This window comes from Pseudomonas sp. NPDC086581 (genome assembly GCF_044746165.1).
Classification (GTDB): domain Bacteria; phylum Pseudomonadota; class Gammaproteobacteria; order Pseudomonadales; family Pseudomonadaceae; genus Pseudomonas.
This window is the reverse complement of record NZ_JBIVBR010000002.1, coordinates 45,151-62,680: the sequence shown is the minus strand read 5'-3', so window position 1 is coordinate 62,680 and position 17,530 is coordinate 45,151. Positions and strand designations below refer to the sequence as shown.

Sequence of the window (17,530 nt, the reverse complement as noted above, 5' to 3'; positions counted from 1 at the left end):
TGTCACGTGGTGATCTCCTCGCGGCGTTCGAAACTGTCCGGGTAGCCGAAGGCGCCCAGTCCGCCGACGCCGGCCAGCGCCTGGCGTACGAAGCGGTCGTCCACCAGGTCCTTCGCCACCTGCGTGGGTTCCAGCGCGGCGAGGAAGCTCTTGTCGCCCTGGATCAGCGTGTCCTTCAGGCGGCGCACCAGTTCCTCGGTGTAGCTGGGGAATGGATACGGCTGGAAGTCGATGCGTTCCTCGTGCCAGTCGGCATGGCGGATCGCCCCGTCTGCCAGGTACTGCTGGCGTTCGCTGGCCGCCGGGGCCAGCACGCGGCCGAGCACTTCGGGGGCATGGGGCGTATAACGATTCTCCCCGTCCTTGGACAGCAGCCTGGCCGCTTCGGCGCGATTGTTGCGCGTCCACAGCTGCGCCTTGACGATGGCGTTGACCACCTTCTGCGACCACTCTGGCCGGTTGTTCAGGTCGTGCTCGTGCATGAACACCACGCAGCACGCATGGTTGCGCCAGACGTCGCCGGTGAAGCGCTGGATGCGCCCGACCTTGAGGTTTTCCGCCAGGGCATTGAAGGGCTCGGCGACGATGTACCCGGCGATGCGTTTGGACGCCAGCGCTGGCGGCATGTCCGACGGCGGTAGCACCACCAGGTTGACCTCGTTGGCGGCCAGTGCGGCGTTGGCCGGTTTGCTCACCGCCTGCAGGCCGTTGTCGCGAAGCAGCGATTGCAATACCACGTTGTGGATCGAGTACCAGAACGGGATCGCCAGGGTCTTGCCGCCCAGTTGCTTCACGTCACTGATGTCCGGAGCCACGGTCAGGCCCGAGCCGCCGACGTGGTTCCAGGCGACGACCTTGGCCGGCACCTTGCTTCCGTAGCGCGCCCAGACGGTCATTGGCGACAGCAGGTGGATGACGTTGACCTGGCCGGAGATGAACGCCTCGATCACCTGTGCCCAGCTGCGCAGCAGCACCGGGCGTTCGGCCTTGATGCCTTCGGCGTCGAACAGGCCATTGGCGTGGGCTACCAGCAGCGGCGTAGCGTCGGTGATCGGCAGGTAACCGATGCGCACCGGCGCATCCGGCTCGCTGGCGGCGCGCGCCTGCAGGCTGGTCAGCAGTGGCAAAGCACCGGCGGCGGAAAGCAGCGCGCCGAGTTTGAGGATGTCACGTCGGGAGTGTGTGGGGTCGTCCAGGCACATGGGCAGGCTCCTGCGCAGAAGGGATATTTGCGTGGGTGCGGCTTGCCCGCCGTAGGGTTAGGAGTATCTCGACCCGCAGCGCGCCCAGCTCCTCGACCAGGTCCGCACGGGGTTGCGGAAGGTCAATGCGCCACTCGCCCAACGTCCGCGCCGGGGTGTCGCCCAGTAGCAGGATACGGTCGGAAAGCAGCAGGGCTTCGTCGATGTCGTGGGTGATGAGCACGGCGGCGGTGCGCCGTTGGTGGATCACGCCGAGCAGCAGTTGCTGCATGTCGGCGCGGGTGACTTCGTCCAGCGCGCCGAAGGGTTCGTCGAGCAACAGCACTTGCGGTTGCCGCGCCAGGCAGCGAGCCAGTGCGGTGCGCTGGGCCATGCCGCCGGACAGCTGCGCGGGCATGAAGTCGCGGGCGTGGCTCAGGCCGACCGCGGCGATGGCGTCGTCCACGCGCTGTTGCAGCGTGGCCTTGTCGAGTTTCGGCTGGCGAGTAAAGTCGAGGCCGAAGGCGACGTTCTTCACCAGGCTCAGCCAAGGCAGCAGGCTCGGGTCCTGGAAGGCCACGGCGACGCGCGGGTGCGGGCCATCGATGGGCTGGCCGAGCAACCGCACGCTGCCGGCGGCAGGTTTCTGCAATCCGGCGAGCACGCGCAGCAGGCTGGACTTGCCGACGCCGCTGGGGCCGAGGATGGACACCACCTCCCCCGGCGCCAGCTCCAGCGCGAAGCCTTCGAGCACGCTGCGCCAGCCGTTGTTGCCGGGGTAGCCCAGGGCAACGTCGCTGGCCTGCAGGATCACCTCGCTCATGCCCGTCCCTGCTTCTGCAGTTCGGCTCGCAGCTGCACCAGGCTGGGCGTGACGATCGGTACGAAGGCCGACTCGCGCCAGCGACGGGCGAACGCCGCACCGTACTCGCTGAGATAGGCCTTGCCGCCGCTGGCCTGCAGCTCCAGCTGTACGGCCGCTGCCGCGCCTTCAGCCAGGCCGATGCGGATGCGGAACAGCTTCGCCGGCTCGCCGAGAAAGACGCCTTTCAGCAGCCCGTCGCGCAGCTGCGCAATGAGCTCGTCGAGCTCCTCGCTCAAACGCTGTTCTTCCTCGCGCAGCACTGAACGCCGGTCGCTCAAGTGGCTGCGCACGGTTTCCAGGGCCTTGCGGGTGAGGCCGATGGTCATCGCGCATTGCAGGCCGAGGAAGGCTGGGCGCACGGTCGGCAGGTACTGGCGGGCATCGTCGTGCAGCAGCCACTCGCGAGGCAGCTCGACGGCGGAGAAATCCAGCGCCGCGGTGTTGCTCGATTGCAGACCGAGCAGTTGCAGATCGTCCGAGCGGGTCAGGCCGTCGCTATCGGAGGCGATGGCTGCCACCAGCGGCGCCGCGCCCGGCCGCTCGATGGCGGCGGCCACCACAAAGCGGCCCTTGCGCAGGTTGGTGACCCAGTGCAGGCGGCCGTCCAGCGTCCAGCCATCGCCGGCGGGCGTGGCGGCCACCTGCAGGTTCTCGATGCCGGAGAGGAACTTCATGGCGTTGGAAAGCCCGGTGGCGCCGGCCAGGCTGCCATCGAGCAATTCGCCCAGCAGGCGGTCGCCCAGTTCGCGATTGGGGCTCTGCAGCAGGTATTCGATGAAGGCGCGCTGGCCCCAGAAGACGAAAGCGGCGGTCAGGGAATGGCTGGCGACCTCGGCGATGGCGTCGATCGCATCAAGCACAGTGCCGCCGCTGCCGCCGCGTTCTGTCGGCACACCGATGGCGAACAGGCCGGCAGCGGCGAGTTGCGGCAGTACACTCTGCGGATCGGTATGGCCGAGGTCGAGGCCCTCGGCGTGCTCGTCGAGCCAGCGGCTCAGGGTCGGGTCGAGCATGGTGCTCTCCTTGCAGGGGCGGCGCGGGCCGCCGGTCACACGAAATCAGACGGCGGCCTGTTCCCAGCGATAGCGGCCCAGCTCCGGGTTCAGCGGGGTCTGCGCGAGCACATTGGCGAAGTTGCACAGGGTCGCCAGGCTGATGCCCAGCAGCACTTCCAGGGCGTTGCCGTCGCTGAAGCCGGCGGCACGGAAAGCCGCCAGGCTCGCATCGCTGACTGCGCCCCGGGTGGCGATGGACTCGCGAGCGAAAGCGGCCAGGGCTTCCAGGCGGGCATCGGGAAGTTCGCGCTGTTCGCGCAGGGCGGCTATGACTTCCTCAGGCAGCTTGGCCTTGTTGTAGGCCACCGCAGTATGCCCGGCGACGCAGAAGTCGCAGCCGTGGGTGGTGGCGGCGATCAACTGGACCACCTCGCGTTCCGGCAGTCCAAGGTCGGACTTGCCGTTGAGCCCGGAAACGGTCACATAGGTTTCCAGGGCGGCCGGTGCGTTGGCCAGAACTCCCAGCAGATTGGGGATGAAACCGGAGCCCTTGAGGGCGTTCTCAAGGAAGGGCTTGGCGGCTTCCGGGGCGCTGTCGAGGGTCTGGATGGGCAGGCGGGACATGGTTCGACTCCGTGGAAATGGGGTGTCGAAAAAGTCTGTTGGTAATAAGAAATCCATTCAATATTCTAAAGTCGCTATCACTTGCTCATGAGTCTTTCCATTAGATGATTTCGTCCAGCCCCCTGGTAGATTGGTTATTAGACAGCCTTGAACTGAGCGCGAGCCTGTTCCATGTGGGGCGCTATTGCGGCGGCTGGCACGCCTCTACCCACGGTCTGGCACGGGCGAGCTTCCACCTGGTGGTGCAGGGACATTGCTGGTTGCATCTGGAGAACGAGCCGCCCTGCCGCCTGGACAGCGGTGACGCAGTGTTCATCCTGCGCGACGTTCCTTACCGGTTGTCCAGCGAGGCCAGCGCCGAAGACGCTGCCTGCCAGCCTCGCCAGAGCATGACTGCGCTGGAGTGGCAGGCCGAGGACGGCGTTGGTCTGGTCTGTGGCTTCTTCCACTTCGACTCCGGCCTGTCGGCGTTGATCATCGACGCCCTGCCTGCCTTCCTCGTGCTGCGTGCCGGGCAACCGTCCCAGCGCGCAGCGCGCAGCCTGTTCGAACTGATCCTGGAAGAGTGCCAGCGACAGCCTGCGCCGTCCCAGCAGATGCTCGAACGCCTGAGCCACCTGCTGTTCCTCTACGTCCTGCGCCAGCAGGTGGTGGCAAACCCATCCCTGGGCGGACTGGTCGCCCTCGCCCGCCAGCCGCAGTTCGCCGGCCTGCTGGAGCAGATGATCCAGCAGCCGCAATTGCCCTGGACCCTGGAGGACATGGCGGCCTGTGCCGGGCAGTCGCGCTCGGCCTTCTTCAAGCGCTTCAACGAAACCTCCGGGCAGTCGCCTGGCCAGGTGTTGCTGGCCCTGCGCATGGGCCAGGCGTGCCGGCTACTGAAAGCCGACCAGAGCGTGGCGGAAGTTGCCGCGGCTGTCGGCTACCAGTCCATCGCCGCCTTCACCCGCGCCTTCCGTAAGGCAACTGGGCAGCAGCCCGGAGCCTTCCGTCGAGCGGCCAACTGAGTACGCGGCTTCGGCAAGCGGCTCGCCAGTTTCCCGGTCCGTGCCACAGCCGATGAATGATGGGCACTCGCCGCCCTCGCTTTAGAGTGCCAGCAACTCGCGCAGGTGCTGATTGATGGCCTGCGGCTTTTCCAGCATCAACTGGTGGCCGCAGTTCTCCAGCACTTCGAAGTGCGAATTGGGCAGCCGCTGGTGCAGGGACCGGGCACGCTCGGCGGGTGTCAGGCCGTCGCTGTCGCCCGAGACGATCCGTACCGGCAGCAGCAGGCGATCCAGTTCCGCTTCCGGTAGCCAGGAAGCCTGGCTCACCAGCGCCTTGAACACATCGAGGCGGTTGCTGCGGGTCAACCGCTCTTCGTAATCGACCAACTCCGGGTCGGCGTCAGCGTGCCAAGCGCGCTCACGAAAGCCCTTCGACAGGACAGGCCTCAACCACTCCAGCAGCCACGCCGGCAACGACAGCAGACCGCCGCGCCCCAATGGCCGCGCAAGCTGGGTACCCAACAGCAGCGACGCGTCGATCAACGCGCCCTGCCCTTCGGCCTGAAGCTTGAGCAGGCTGCTGACGCTCAGGCCGGTGCCGAAGGAGTGAGCAGCGAGGATGTTGCGCTCACCGGCGTAACGCCGCAGTACCGCGACTTGATCGGCCACCAGCTCGTCCCAGGCGTAGTCCGTCTTGCGCCGGGGCTTGTCGCTGGCGCCGTGGCCCAGCAGGTCCCAGGCCACCAGGCTGTAGCCTTCGTTCTCCAGCTCGCGCCACTGTTCGCGCCATTGGTCCTTGTTGCCGCCGCCTCCGTGGGCGAAGAACACCACGGTCTGCGGGTGACTATGCCCCTTGCTGTGGGCCAGGCTGATGTGTCGGCCGGGGCGGATTTCCACGCGCTCGCCGCGTACCAGCGGCAGGGCTTGCGTCCAGTGTTCAGCCATGTTCGGCAGTCTCCATGCTGTGGGCCAGGCCCAGGTGATCGCGCAGGGTCCGGCCACTGTAGCGCCGGCGGAACAGGCCGCGGTGCTGCAATTGCGGTACTACCTGTGCGACGAAATCGTCGAGGCCGCCGGGCAGGTACGGCGGCATGATGTTGAAACCGTCCGCTGCGCCGGCCTCGAACCATTCCTGCAACTGGTCGGCGATGTCCACGGCGGTGCCGGCGACCACGCGGTGGCCACGGGCGTCGGCGATGCGCTGGTAGAGCTGGCGGATGCTCAGGCCTTCGCGCCGCGCCAGCTCCAGCAGCAGGTGCTGGCGACTGACACCGGATTCGGTCGGCGGCAGCTCCGGCAATGGGCCATCAAGCGGCAACCGCGACAGGTCGAAGCCGCCGGCCACATCCGAGAGCAGGGACAATCCCACCACCGGCTGTACAAGCTCCTGCAGCTGTGCGCGGCGCTCGTCGGCCTCGGCGCGGCTGGCGCCGAGGATCGGCAGCACGCCGGGCATTACCTTCAGCGCATCCGGGTCACGCCCGTGGCGTGCCGCCCGCTGCTTGATGTCACGGAAGAAAGCCTGGGCGCCGGCCAGTTCTGGCTGCGCGGTGAACAGCACCTCAGCCCGCTGAGCAGCCAGCTCCCGGCCGGCTTCCGAAGCGCCGGCCAGAACCTGCACCGGAGCCACGCCGCGGGCCGCCCAGCGCTCGCGCACGCGCTGGAGGAACTCCTCAGCCATGCGGTAGCGGCAGGCGTGGTCGAAGTGTCGGTCGCGGCCGAAGTTGCCGGCTTCTTCGGCGTTGCTCGAGGTCACCAGGTTCCAGCCGCTGCGCCCGCCACTGAGGGATTCGAGGGTTGCGAAGGTGTCGGCCACGTTCGCCGCGTCGTTGTACGAGGAGGTGACGGTCGCCACCAGCCCGATGTGCCGGGTGCTGACGGCAAGATGCGCCAGCAGCGTCAGCGGCTCGAAGTGCTCGGTGCGCGCCATGCGGCTCAGCGCATCCAGCTTGCCAGGCAGCATGGCCAGCGTGTCGGAGAGGAATATCGCATCGAAGCAGCCACGCTCGGCGGTGCGTGCCAGTGCCTGGTAGTGCGCCACATCCAGCCCGCCAGCAGCGTGCGCGCGGGGATGCCGCCAGCCTGCCAGGTGATGCCCGGTGGCCATGAGAAACGCGCCGAGCGCCATCTGTCGCGGCGCCGTCATGCGGGCTCCTCCACGTCGCGCAACGGATGTGCGGCCAGCAGCCGGCGTGTGTAGTCATGTCGCGGGGCGCGTAATACCTGCTGCGCCTCCCCCAGCTCGACGATGTGCCCGCCCTGCATGACCGCGATGCGATCGCACAGGCGCGCGGCCACCTGCAGGTCATGGGTGATGAAGACCAGGCTGAGGCCCAGTTCGCGCTGGAGTCTTTCCAGCAGCTCCAGCACCTGCTGCTGCACCAGTGCATCCAGCGCCGACACGCATTCGTCGGCCACCAGCACCTTGGGCTGCAGGGCCAGCGCACGGGCGATGCCGATACGCTGCCGCTGGCCGCCAGAGAAGTCCCGTGGGTAACGCTCGAAGGCAGCTTCCGGCAGGCCGACCTGCTGCAGCAACTCCCGCGCGCGGCGTTCCGCCTCGTCGGCGGAAACACCATGGGCCAGCGGTCCGGCCATGATCTGCCGACCGACACGCTGGCGCGGATTGAGCGAGGCGAACGGGTCCTGGAAGACCATCTGCACCTCTTGGCGCAGCGGGCGCAGTCGGCGCTGAGACACCGACGCGAGGTCCTGGCCGTGCAGCAGAATCTGCCCGCCGTCTGGGCGCAGCAGACGGACCAGCGCGCGGCCCAGGGTGGTCTTGCCAGAGCCGGACTCGCCGACTATGCCCAAGCACTCGCCCGGACGCAGGCTGAACGAGGCGTCGGCCAAGGCGGTAACGCGGCGCCGGCGCCAGAAACCCTGGCGGCTGTCGTAGTGCTTGTGCAGGCCGCTCACTTCCAGCAAAGGCGCGGCGTCCGCCTCGAAACGGCGCGGGGCGCGTTGGCCGTGATTGAGCGCCGCCAGCAGTTGGCAAGTATAGGGATGTTGCGGGGCATCCAGTACCTGGCGCAGTGGGCCCTGCTCGACGGCGCGGCCCTTCTCCATTACCAGCACGCGGTCGGCGATGGCCTCCACCACAGCGAAGTCGTGGGTGATCAGCAGTACCGCCATGCCCTTCTCGCGACGGATGCGCCGCAACAGGTCAAGCACCTGGGCCTGGGTGCTGACGTCCAGCGCCGAGGTCGGTTCGTCGGCGATCAGCAGCGCCGGCTCCAGCGCCAGGGCGATGGCGATCACCACCCGCTGGCGCTGGCCGCCGGAGAGCTGGAAGGGATAGCTGTGATAGAGGCTTTGCGGCTCCGGCAGGCCGACGTATCCGAGCAGGTCGAGCACCCGCTCGCGGCGCTTCGCCGCTGAGGTCACCCCGTGGGCACGCAGGCTTTCATCGATCTGCCGGCCAATGCTCATAAGCGGGTTGAGCGCACTCATGGGTTCCTGGAAGATCATCGCAATGTCCTTGCCGCGCAGCTCGCGCATGCCCGCTTCACTGCGCCGGGCAAGGTCTTCGCCGCGATAACGGATGCTGCCTTCCACCGGGTTCAGGTGCGCCGGCAGCAGGCGCAGGATGGCGTTGGCGAGCATCGATTTGCCCGAGCCGGATTCGCCGACCACGCAGAGGACTTCACCGGCCCCTAGTTCGACGGACAGGCCGCTCACCGCACTGGTGCGGTCGCCGCCCGGCGGCAGGTCGATGCGCAGGTCACGCACCTCCAGCAGTTTCTCGCTCATGGGCGTCCTCCCTGGTTTCCAGGCGCCTGCACGGCTTCGCGCAGCGCCTCGCCGACACGCTGCACGGACAGCACCGTGAGCAGGATCGCCACGCCCGGCAGCAGGCTCATCGAGGGTGCTTCGCGCAGCAGGTTGCGCGAGGCGTTGATCATGTAGCCCCAGCTCATCGCCTCGGGATCGCCCAGGCCGAGGAAGGCAAGCGCGGCTTCGGTAAGGATCGCGGCGGCGAGGATGAAGGTCAGGCTGACCAGTAGCGGCGACAGCGCATTGGGCAGGATCTGCACGAAGACGATGCGTGCCGGCCGCTGGCCAAGTACCAGCGCGGCCTGGACGAATTCGCGCTGACGCAGGCTCATGAATTCGCTGCGCACCAGCCGCGCCACCGGCGGCCAGGCTACGAGCGCCAGGGCCAGTACCACCGAGCCCACCGAAGGCTCCATCAGCGCCACCAGCACCACCGCCAGAACGAGCTGCGGGATGATCTGGAAGCACTCGGCAATACGCATCAGCAGCTCGTCGATCCAGCCGCCGAAGTAGCCGGCCGTGGCGCCGACCAGCAGGGCCGGCAACAGGGTCGCCAGCGTCGCCAGCAGCCCGACGGTCAGCGAGGTGCGGGCGCCGTAGAGGAGCCCGGTGGCGATGTCGCGGCCAAGCATGTCGGTGCCCAGCCAGTGGCTGGCGTCGCTGAAGGGCGGGATCAGCGGCCGCGCCAGCATTTCCCAAGGAGAGGCCGAGCACAGCCAGGGCGCCAGGATGGCTGCCGCCGCCAGCAGGATCAGAAAACCGGCAGCGAGCAACGCCCCGGGGCGGTTAAACGCGCGGCGCAGGCTCATCGCGCCTCCCCCGCCGCGCCAATGCGCGGGTCCAGCAGGCGGCACAGCAGGTCAGTGAGGAAGTTGAACGCCACCACCAGGCAGGAGATCACCAGGAATACCCCCAGCAGCAACGCATAGTCGCGCTGGCTGAGCGCGTCGTAGAGCAGCCGGCCAATGCCCGGCCAGGCGTAGACTACCTCGATCAGCAGTGCGCCGCTGGCGAGCTGGCCCAGTTGCAGGCCGGCGAAGGTCACCACCGGCACCAGCGCATTACGCAGCACGTGGGCGAGCAGGATGCGCCCTTCGCCCAGCCCCTTGGCGCGGGCCAGGCGCACGTGTTCCTGGGGCAGGATGTCGAGCATGGCGCTGCGGGTCAGGTGCACGTACATCGCCAGCGACAGGAAGCTCAGCGACAGGCATGGCAGCAGCAGGTGGCCGAGGCGATCCGCCCACCAGTCCCAGCCGCTCAGGTCCGCGCCAACGCTCTGCATGCCGAAGGCCGGTAGCCAGCCCAGCTGCACCGAGAACAGCAGCACCAGCAACAGAGCCAGCCAGAACGGCGGCGTGGCGAACAGCACCCAGACGGCGCGGCCAATGAAGCGGTCGAGGCGGCCACTGCCCTGCTGGCTGCGTGCAGCCAACACACCAAGAGCGACGCCCAAGGTCAGTGACACGGCGAAGGCCGACCCCATCAGCAGCAACGTCGCCGGCAGACGCTCGGCGATCAGTTGCCAGACGCTTTCCTGGTTGCGGTAGGAGTAGCCCAGGTCGAGGTGGGCAATCTGCGCAAGGTAGCGCCACAGTTGCACGGGCAGCGGCAGGTCGAGGCCCATCTCGCCGCGCAGCCGGGCGATGTAGTCGGCGTCATCGCTGCCCGCCTCGCCCGCCATCAGCAGCGCGGGGTCGCCCGGTGCAAGGCGCAGCAGCAGGAAGGCGCCGACCAGCACCGCGACTATCAGGGCCAGTGCGCGCCCCAGGCGCGCACTGGCGTACAGCAGCACATTCATTGCTTGGCGGGCTCCAGGTAGACCTCGGCGTAGCTGTCGTTGAGGCTGGTGGCACTGCGGATCAGGTTGTGCACGCGCTGCTGGTAAAGGGTGGGGAAGCGCATCTCGGAGATCGGCGCGATCGGCAGGTCATCGTTGAGCTTGCGCTCCAACTCGCCATACACGGCCTGGCGCTCCGGGCCCTCCGGTGTGTTGGCTACGCGTTGCCAGAGCGCGTCTGCGGCGGCGTCGCTGTAGCCGGTGATATTGGCGAAGGGCGAGGTCTTGAGGATGTAGTCGGTGCGATAGAGGTAGGCGGTGGTCAGATAGGGATCGCCGATCTGGAAGATGAAGTTGTAGGTCAGGTCGAAATCCCAGTCGCTGGCGCGCTGGTACCAGGTGGCGGCGTCCGAGGTCGCCACCTGCACCTTGATGCCCAGCGGCTGCAACGCCTGCTTGGTGTACTCGGCCAGGCGCTCCCAGGCGCCGCCCTTCTCGCCATTGAGCAGACGCACGCGCAGCTTGCTCACGTCCACGCCGGATTCGGCGACCAGCGCCTTGGCCCTGGCCGGGTCATAGCCGTACTGCGGCAACTTCGGGTCATGGAAGGCGCCAAGGAACGGCCCGGTGGCCACGCGGCCGGTGCCGAAGAAGATGTTGTCGACGATGAACTGGCGGTTCAGCGAATAGAGGATCGCCTGGCGCACCCTGGGGTTGTCCAGGCCCGGCTTGCGGGTGTTGATCTGCAGGAAGGCCAGCCCTGGATACAGCTCGTATCCCTTCTCCGACGCCTCGACGCCCGGCAACTGAGAAAGGCGTTTGAGGTCGGCGAAATCGGCATCGCCGCTGCGCAGCACCTGCACCTCCCCGCGCTCGAAGGCAGCCGCGCGGGCTGCGGCGTCGGGAATGACGTGGTAGACGATGCCGTCCAGGTATGGCAGACCCTTGTGCCAGTAATCCGGGTTACGCGTCAGGCGGATGTAAGCGCCGCGTTTCCATTCCTGAAACACGAATGGCCCGGTGCCCACGGGCTTCAGGTTGTAGGGATTGCTGCGGTAGTCGGTACCGGCATACAGGTGTTTGGGCACGATGGGCCGCAGGCCGCTGCCCAGCGCCGAAAGCAGCGGCGAGAAGGGCTTCTTCAGCTGGAACACCACCTGGTCGGCGCCCTTGACCTGCACGCTTTGCACGTACTCTCCGAAGATGCTCGCCATGCGCTTGTCCACTTCCGGGTAGAAGTCCTGGAAGCTGAAGACCACGTCGTCGGCGCTGAAGGGCTGGCCGTCATGCCATTTCACGCCGTGCTGCAGAGCGAAGGTGTAGGTCAGGCCGTCCTGCGACACCGTCCAGCTGCGGGCCAGCACCGGCTGCGGCTTGAGGTCGGTGTCGAAGGTGATCAGCCCTTCGAGGATCTTGCCGCCGACATACTGGGTGGCGACGTGGCTGACCACCGCGTGGGACAGCGATGGCGGCTCGGGCTGCGCCACCAGGTCGAGCTGGCCGCCGCGGGTCGGTTCCGCCACGGCGGCGCCCGCCATGGCCAGCCCGGCCGCCAGCAGGCCGGCGAGCAGCCGGGCGTGTCGAGGACGTCGGGGCGCTAGGCGGAAGGTGGGACTGGACATGGAGGCTCCTGCTGGATCACGCCGCGAATCGGCTTTGCAGGGGCTTGAGCAAGCGCTGTGCCATGGCCCCGCAGCCCCGCCGCTGTGGGGTTCGCGGCGTTCGGGTGCAAGGCCGCTGGTGCAAATCACACAGTGAGGGCGGCGCATTGCCTGAAAAGCAGCACTCCCTCCGTTGCGAGTGTTCATTCGCAGCGGAAGCGCGCGACGCCGGCCCTCCATGACGGAGCTGAAGGAGCGCAGGACGGCGGTTCGCGAGCAAGCTCGCTCCTACGCAGAGCGGGCGCTGCGGCGTATTGCGGCGAACGGGCGCAGGCCTTGGGCAAACCGAGCCTGCGCGACTGGCACAGGCTTTGCGACTAGGCTGAATCTTCTACTTGGAGCAGTAACGCATGAGCCAGGACTATCTCGGCAACCCCATCGACAGCGAGCGCGAAGACACCCGCCAGGCCATCGATGACTTCACCGGCGGCGTGCTCGCCTACCAGACCCGCGCGGAAAACATCCTCGCCGGCGCCGAAGCGGACCCGGCCTCGGTGCTGGCCAACGCCTTCGCCGGCCTGCTGATGATGTTCGCCGAATCGCCGCAGGCGCCCAGCCTGGCCGCGCGTTACCTGCAGCGGGCCTGGGCAGCGGGCCCCGGAATTCCCCGCGCCGAACGCTACACCGCGCTGCTCGCCGCCTGGAGCGCCGACGACCTGCCCGAGGCGTTGCGCCTGAGCGAACTGCTGCTCGATGAGCACCCGCGCGACCTGCTGGCCGCCAAGCTCAACCAGTACTTCGAGTTCAACCGCGGCAACTCGCCGGCCATGCTGCGCATCGCCTTGAAGGCCGTGAAAGGCGCGGAGGAAGTACCCCAGGCATACGGCATGCTGGCCTTCGCCTACGAGCAGTGCCACCTACTGGAGGAAGCCGAAGCGGCAGCGCGCTATGCCCTGCACTTGCTGCCCGGCGAGCCCTGGGCGCAACACGCCCTCGCCCACGTGCTGCTGACACGCGGCCGCATCGAGGAAGGCACCCAGTTCCTCGAAGAAGCCAGCGCCGGCTGGCAGGGGCTCAACTCCTTCATGTACACCCACAACTGGTGGCACCTGGCGCTCTTCCACCTGGCGCGTGGCAATCAGCAGCGCGTGCTGGACATCTACGACCGGCACGTCTGGGGCATCTTTCCCGAGTATTCCCAGGACCAGATCGGCGCCGTCTCGCTACTGGCCCGCCTGGAGTTCGCCGGCATCGACGTCGGCCCGCGCTGGGAGGCGCTCTTGCCCTACCTGCGCGAACGCCGGGCAGATGTCGTGCAGCCGTTCCTCAGCCTGCAGTACCTTTACGGCTTGGCCCGCGCCGGTCAGGAAGAAGCCGGCGAGCTACTGGAGGCGCTGCGACAGCAGGCACGCCAGGCACCGGACTTCAGCCGCGCAGCTTGGGCAGAGGTGACCCTGCCCGCCGCCGAAGGCCTGTATGCCCACGCCCGCGGTGAATACGCGCTGGCGGCGCGACGGCTCGGACAGGCTTTGCCGCGCCTGGGCGAAATCGGCGGCAGCCATGCCCAGCGCGACCTGTTCGCACTGATCGAACTGGATGCGCAACTGCGCGCCGGGGAATGGCTGGCGGCGCAACAGGCGCTGGAACTGCGGCGCCGCTACGACGCCCAGGATGTGCCTGGCAACCGCCATCTCGAGCGGGTCTATAGCGCCCTCGGCCTCCCCCAGGAAGCCGCTCGCGCGGCCCGCCGGGTGGCGCGAACACTGTGCGAGAATCCGTACTTGCCCAGTCACTGAGCGCCCGTGGGCGCGATCACGGGCATTGCCCGTTCCTACCGGGAACGGGCCAGGTACACGCCACGGGCAATGGCCCGCGCCACGCAATCAGCAGCCGCCGAGCCGATGCGCGACAGTTCCACCTGGCGGCGCTGACCCTCCACCAGTTCGACATCACCTGATGCCATGGCGAACAGGCTATCGCCATCGAACGGCAGGTGCGCCGGGCGCACCGCGCGGGCGATGCCATCCTGGGCCATGATCGCCAGGCGCTTGCACTCGGCGGTGGTCAGCCGTGCATTGCACGCCACCACCGCCAGCGTGGTGTTGGCCCCGGCCTGCAGGCGTCCCATGGAATCCAGCCGCGACAGCTCCGGCATCGGCTCGCTGCAATCCATCCGCTGCGCCGGCGCACGCCCGCCGAACTCGCCGCCCTGCTCCCAGGGCCAGGCCCAGAACGTCTCTCCGTCAGGCATGTAGACACTGCCGATGGGATTGGCCACCACCAGCGCGCCAACCACCAGGCCATCGCCCAGGTCCAGCGAGGCCGACCCCAGACCGCCAGGCAGCACGCCGGCCATGGCACCGCGCCCGGCGCCGACCGCGCCGAGGGCGAACTCCACATCCAGGTTGGCCAGCGCTTCACGGCCCAGTTCGCGGTACGGCGGGTCGATTCCCCATACCTTGTCGCCGCCATTGGCGAGGTCGTGCAGCACGGCCGCCGGCACGATGGGAATGGCCGGTGCGCCGGCCTTCAGGTGCAGGCCGATATCGCGTGCGGACAGCTCCGCGCTCACGCCATCCGCCGCGCCCAGGCCGAACACCGAGCCACCGGAAAACACCAGCGCATGCAGCTGCCCCACCATATTCTCCGGCTCCAGCGCGGCAGACTCCCGTCCGCCCGGGCCGCCGCCGCGAATATCAACGCTGGCGGTCCACACGCCTTTCGGGCGCAGCACGGTTACGCCGGTGCGCACGCGCTCATCGGTGGCATGGCCAACCAGCAGGCCGGGGATATCGGTGATCAGGTTGCGCGGGCCGGGTCTGGGCATGCGTCTCTCCAGGCAGATAAGGGAAAGCAGCGCCGGAGCAAGGCCTGTGCCAGCGGACTGCCAGACCTCCGGGACAGCCTGTATGCCTTGTGCTGCAAATGCAGCATCGCGTCATCGTCCAATTCCGCCTCGCCCGTGGCTGGGAGAAAAGCAACAGCCTGGATCGGGGCTGCTGCAAACCCAGCAGGGAATTTTCAGCGCCCCGCGCAAGCCCATGAAAAACAAGGCCTTTGCAGACTGGCACAGCGCTTGCCTTGTCAGCGCCATGAGCTTGAGCCTGCCTTCCGACTGAACGCGACCAGTCCCTCCCAGCAACAAGCCGTTCGCCAACGCGGCCCCGATGCCGTCGACACGATAACCCGCAGCGGCCACCCAGACGGGCGCCAGCCGGGAGCAAACCTTGGAGCGTAACCATGACCGCAGTCACCCGTGCCCGGAGCGCATCGAGCGCCCGCACGCTGTTCACCCACAGCCTTCTGTTCCTCGCCATCGGCCAGGCCCTGCCGGCATTCGCCGCCGATAGCGGCGAGACCGCCGCCGACAATCGCCTGAGCACCGTGGTGGTGGTCGGCAACCGTGGCCAGGCGCGCACCCTGGCCGACAGCCCGGCGCCAGTGGACGTGATTTCCAGCAAGCAGCTGGAGGCCACCGGCCAGGGCGACCTGACCCGCGCCCTGAGCCGCGTGCTGCCCTCGCTGAACCTGCCGGCGTCGTCCGGCTTCGGCTCCACCTCGGTGGTGCGCCCGATCAGCCTGCGCGGCCTCAACGGCGACCAGGTGCTGGTGCTGGTCAACGGCAAGCGCCGGCATAACAGCGCCCTGCTCAACAACGGCACCTACCTGAACTCCGGCTCGCAGCCGGTGGACCTCGACATGATCCCCACCGCCCTGGTGGACCACGTCGAAGTGCTGCGTGACGGCGCCTCCGCGCAGTACGGCTCCGACGCCATCGGCGGGGTGATCAACGTGGTGCTCAAGCAGACCGACCACGGCGGCCGGCTGGCCACCACCTACGGGCAGAACTACGAGAATGGCGATGGCGAGACCGCCCGCCAGAGCGGCAACATCGGCTTCGAACTGGGCAACGAGGGCTTCGTCAATTTCGCCCTGGACTACAAGCACCAGAACGTCTCCGACCGCTCCGACAACGCGCCCTATACCGACTCCGCGGGCAACACCAGCCTGCAGCACACCTACTACGGCACCGGCCTGCCGAAGGTAGAGAACTTCAGCCTGGGCTACAACGCCGAGCTGCCGGTGAACGACGCGCTGACCCTGTATTCCTTCTCCACCTACACCAACCGCGAGTCGTCCAAGCCGCTGGCGTTCCATCAGCCAGCGAGCTTCAACGGCATCCCGACCCCTTACCCCGAGGGCATCGAGGACAACCTGCGGTTCATCGAGAACGACTTCCAGTTCGCCTTCGGCGGCAAGGGCGAGGCGGCCGGCTGGGACTACGACCTGTCCACCACCTACGGCCAGGACCACGCCCGTGCCACGCTGACCGACACCTACAACCTCAGCTACGGCGCGGACTCGCCGACCAACGTCGACACCGGCGTGAAGACCTTCAGTCAGTGGACCAGCAACCTCGACCTGACCCGCGCCTTCGACCTCGGCCTGGCCAAGCCCACGCAGATCTCCTGGGGCCTGGAGCATCGCTACGAGAACTACAAGATCGGCAAGGGCGAGTACGCCTCCTACGGCTACGGCGACTACCAGTACGGCGCCAACGGCGCGCTGATCGCCCCCGGCACCATCTCCGGCGCCGGCACCACGCCGGCTGACGCCGCCTCCAAGGGTCGCACCAGCTACGCCGGATACGGCGAGATCGGCCAGGACTTCACCGACAAATGGCATGTCGACCTCGCCGGGCGCTACGAGCACTACAACGACGGCTCGGGCGTGACCACCAACGGCAAGCTTTCCACGCGCTACCAGCTGACCCCGATCCTGGCTGTGCGCGGTACCGCCAGCACCGGCTTCCGCGCGCCCTCGCTGGCCCAGCAGATCTACAGCTCGACGTCGCAGAGCAGCGTCAACGGCAACCTGATCGACTACCGCAACGTCGCGGTGAATTCCGACGTGGCCAAAGCCCTGGGCGCGTCCACGCTCAAGCCGGAGAAATCCACCAACTACAGCGTCGGTCTGACTCTGCAGCCGACCCCCGCCAGCAGCCTGACCATCGACGCGTACCAGATCAAGATCCGCGACCGCATCGCACAGACCGGCTACCTGGGCGGCACCGACTACATACGCGGAATCCTCGTCGATGCCGGACTCAACCCCAATCAGTCCGTCACCTACTTCACCAACGCCCTGGACACCACCACCCGCGGCGTCGACATCGTCGGTGACTTCCGCCAGGAGCTGGGCGCCTACGGCAGCATCCGCTACAACGCCGGCTTCAACTGGAACACTACCGAGATCGACAAGATCCACGCCTCCTCCGTAGCCCAGTCCGCCCTCGGCCCGGACGGCGGCTACGACCGCCAGCGCCAGGGCAACCTCAAGCACGGCCAGCCCGAATCGCGTCTGCTGCTGGGCGCCGACTGGAGCATCGGCCAGTTCGACGTGAGCCTGAACCTGACCCGCTACGGCGAGTACACCCAGTACGGCACGGCCGAGGTCTACGACCGCACCTTCGACCCGCAGTGGATCACCGACCTCAACGTCGACTACCACCTGACCCGCAACCTGACCCTCACCGCCGGGGCGAACAACCTGTTCAACGTCTACCCCGACCGCACCAACCTGCCCAGCACCTCCGGGGCCTTCCCGTACGGCAACTTCTCGCCCTACGGCACCACCGGCGGCTACTGGTACACGGGCCTGGCCTACAACTTCTGACCTGGCGCAAGCCAGCGGGCGCCCACGCGACGCCCGCCCGAACGG

Annotated in this window: 14 protein-coding genes; 3 read left to right on the top strand and 11 right to left on the bottom strand. The window is 67.7% G+C overall.

The genetic code is table 11. The features are described from left to right. Nucleotides 1–2: 2 nt before the first annotated feature. From ACIPK7_RS04480 to ACIPK7_RS04465, 4 genes are read right to left on the bottom strand one after another with little or no spacing between them, the layout of a single operon-like run. Nucleotides 3–1,202, bottom strand: coding sequence for an ABC transporter substrate-binding protein (locus tag ACIPK7_RS04480; protein ID WP_401085750.1), 1,200 nt, complete (start codon nucleotides 1,200–1,202; stop codon nucleotides 3–5). After that, nucleotides 1,168–2,004 (bottom strand): ABC transporter ATP-binding protein, encoded by an 837-nt coding sequence (locus ACIPK7_RS04475; RefSeq protein ID WP_192431408.1) that lies wholly within the window; start codon nucleotides 2,002–2,004, stop codon nucleotides 1,168–1,170. The genes ACIPK7_RS04480 and ACIPK7_RS04475 overlap by 35 nt, the downstream gene beginning before the upstream one ends. Next, nucleotides 2,001–3,059 carry an acyl-CoA dehydrogenase family protein gene (locus tag ACIPK7_RS04470; RefSeq protein WP_401085748.1) on the bottom strand — a complete coding sequence of 353 codons (1,059 nt, stop codon included), beginning with the start codon at nucleotides 3,057–3,059 and terminating at the stop codon, nucleotides 2,001–2,003. The genes ACIPK7_RS04475 and ACIPK7_RS04470 overlap by 4 nt, the downstream gene beginning before the upstream one ends. A gap of 45 nt (nucleotides 3,060–3,104) precedes the next feature. Then, nucleotides 3,105–3,665: a carboxymuconolactone decarboxylase family protein gene (locus ACIPK7_RS04465; protein ID WP_401085745.1), complete on the bottom strand. Its 561-nt coding sequence runs from the start codon at nucleotides 3,663–3,665 to the stop codon at nucleotides 3,105–3,107. A gap of 104 nt (nucleotides 3,666–3,769) precedes the next feature. On the opposite strand from ACIPK7_RS04465, the gene ACIPK7_RS04460 reads away from it, so the two are divergent. Further along, the gene (locus ACIPK7_RS04460) at nucleotides 3,770–4,672 is read left to right on the top strand and encodes an AraC family transcriptional regulator (protein ID WP_401085742.1); all 903 of its coding nucleotides are present in this window, start codon (nucleotides 3,770–3,772) and stop codon (nucleotides 4,670–4,672) included. 81 nt (nucleotides 4,673–4,753) lie between these two features. Here ACIPK7_RS04460 and ACIPK7_RS04455 read toward each other — a convergent pair whose 3' ends face one another. The 6 genes from ACIPK7_RS04455 to ACIPK7_RS04430 are packed head-to-tail and all read right to left on the bottom strand — an operon-like array spanning nucleotide 4,754 to nucleotide 11,746. Further along, nucleotides 4,754–5,599 (bottom strand): alpha/beta fold hydrolase, encoded by an 846-nt coding sequence (locus ACIPK7_RS04455; RefSeq protein ID WP_401085739.1) that lies wholly within the window; start codon nucleotides 5,597–5,599, stop codon nucleotides 4,754–4,756. After that, nucleotides 5,592–6,800 carry an LLM class flavin-dependent oxidoreductase gene (locus ACIPK7_RS04450; protein WP_401085738.1) on the bottom strand — a complete coding sequence of 403 codons (1,209 nt, stop codon included), beginning with the start codon at nucleotides 6,798–6,800 and terminating at the stop codon, nucleotides 5,592–5,594. The genes ACIPK7_RS04455 and ACIPK7_RS04450 overlap by 8 nt, the downstream gene beginning before the upstream one ends. Next, the gene (locus tag ACIPK7_RS04445) at nucleotides 6,797–8,407 is read right to left on the bottom strand and encodes an ABC transporter ATP-binding protein (protein WP_401085735.1); all 1,611 of its coding nucleotides are present in this window, start codon (nucleotides 8,405–8,407) and stop codon (nucleotides 6,797–6,799) included. Before ACIPK7_RS04445 ends, ACIPK7_RS04450 begins: the two co-directional genes overlap by 4 nt. Continuing rightward, complete coding sequence (locus tag ACIPK7_RS04440) at nucleotides 8,404–9,240, bottom strand: ABC transporter permease (protein ID WP_401085732.1); 837 nt, start codon at nucleotides 9,238–9,240, stop codon at nucleotides 8,404–8,406. The genes ACIPK7_RS04445 and ACIPK7_RS04440 overlap by 4 nt, the downstream gene beginning before the upstream one ends. Then, nucleotides 9,237–10,229 carry an ABC transporter permease gene (locus ACIPK7_RS04435; protein WP_401085729.1) on the bottom strand — a complete coding sequence of 331 codons (993 nt, stop codon included), beginning with the start codon at nucleotides 10,227–10,229 and terminating at the stop codon, nucleotides 9,237–9,239. The genes ACIPK7_RS04440 and ACIPK7_RS04435 overlap by 4 nt, the downstream gene beginning before the upstream one ends. Beyond that, nucleotides 10,226–11,746: an ABC transporter substrate-binding protein gene (locus tag ACIPK7_RS04430; protein ID WP_401086887.1), complete on the bottom strand. Its 1,521-nt coding sequence runs from the start codon at nucleotides 11,744–11,746 to the stop codon at nucleotides 10,226–10,228. Before ACIPK7_RS04430 ends, ACIPK7_RS04435 begins: the two co-directional genes overlap by 4 nt. Nucleotides 11,747–12,219: 473 nt before the next feature. On the opposite strand from ACIPK7_RS04430, the gene ACIPK7_RS04425 reads away from it, so the two are divergent. Then, nucleotides 12,220–13,605 (top strand): tetratricopeptide repeat protein, encoded by a 1,386-nt coding sequence (locus tag ACIPK7_RS04425; protein ID WP_401085726.1) that lies wholly within the window; start codon nucleotides 12,220–12,222, stop codon nucleotides 13,603–13,605. Nucleotides 13,606–13,640: 35 nt separating this feature from the next. On the opposite strand, the gene ACIPK7_RS04420 is transcribed toward ACIPK7_RS04425, so the two are convergent. Further along, a complete protein-coding gene (locus ACIPK7_RS04420) occupies nucleotides 13,641–14,636 on the bottom strand; it encodes a P1 family peptidase (protein WP_401085724.1) in 996 nt (331 codons plus the stop codon). Between the two features lie 413 nt (nucleotides 14,637–15,049). Here ACIPK7_RS04420 and ACIPK7_RS04415 point away from each other — a divergent pair, with 413 nt between their 5' ends. After that, nucleotides 15,050–17,485 carry a TonB-dependent receptor plug domain-containing protein gene (locus tag ACIPK7_RS04415; RefSeq protein ID WP_401085721.1) on the top strand — a complete coding sequence of 812 codons (2,436 nt, stop codon included), beginning with the start codon at nucleotides 15,050–15,052 and terminating at the stop codon, nucleotides 17,483–17,485. Nucleotides 17,486–17,530 lie beyond the last annotated feature (45 nt).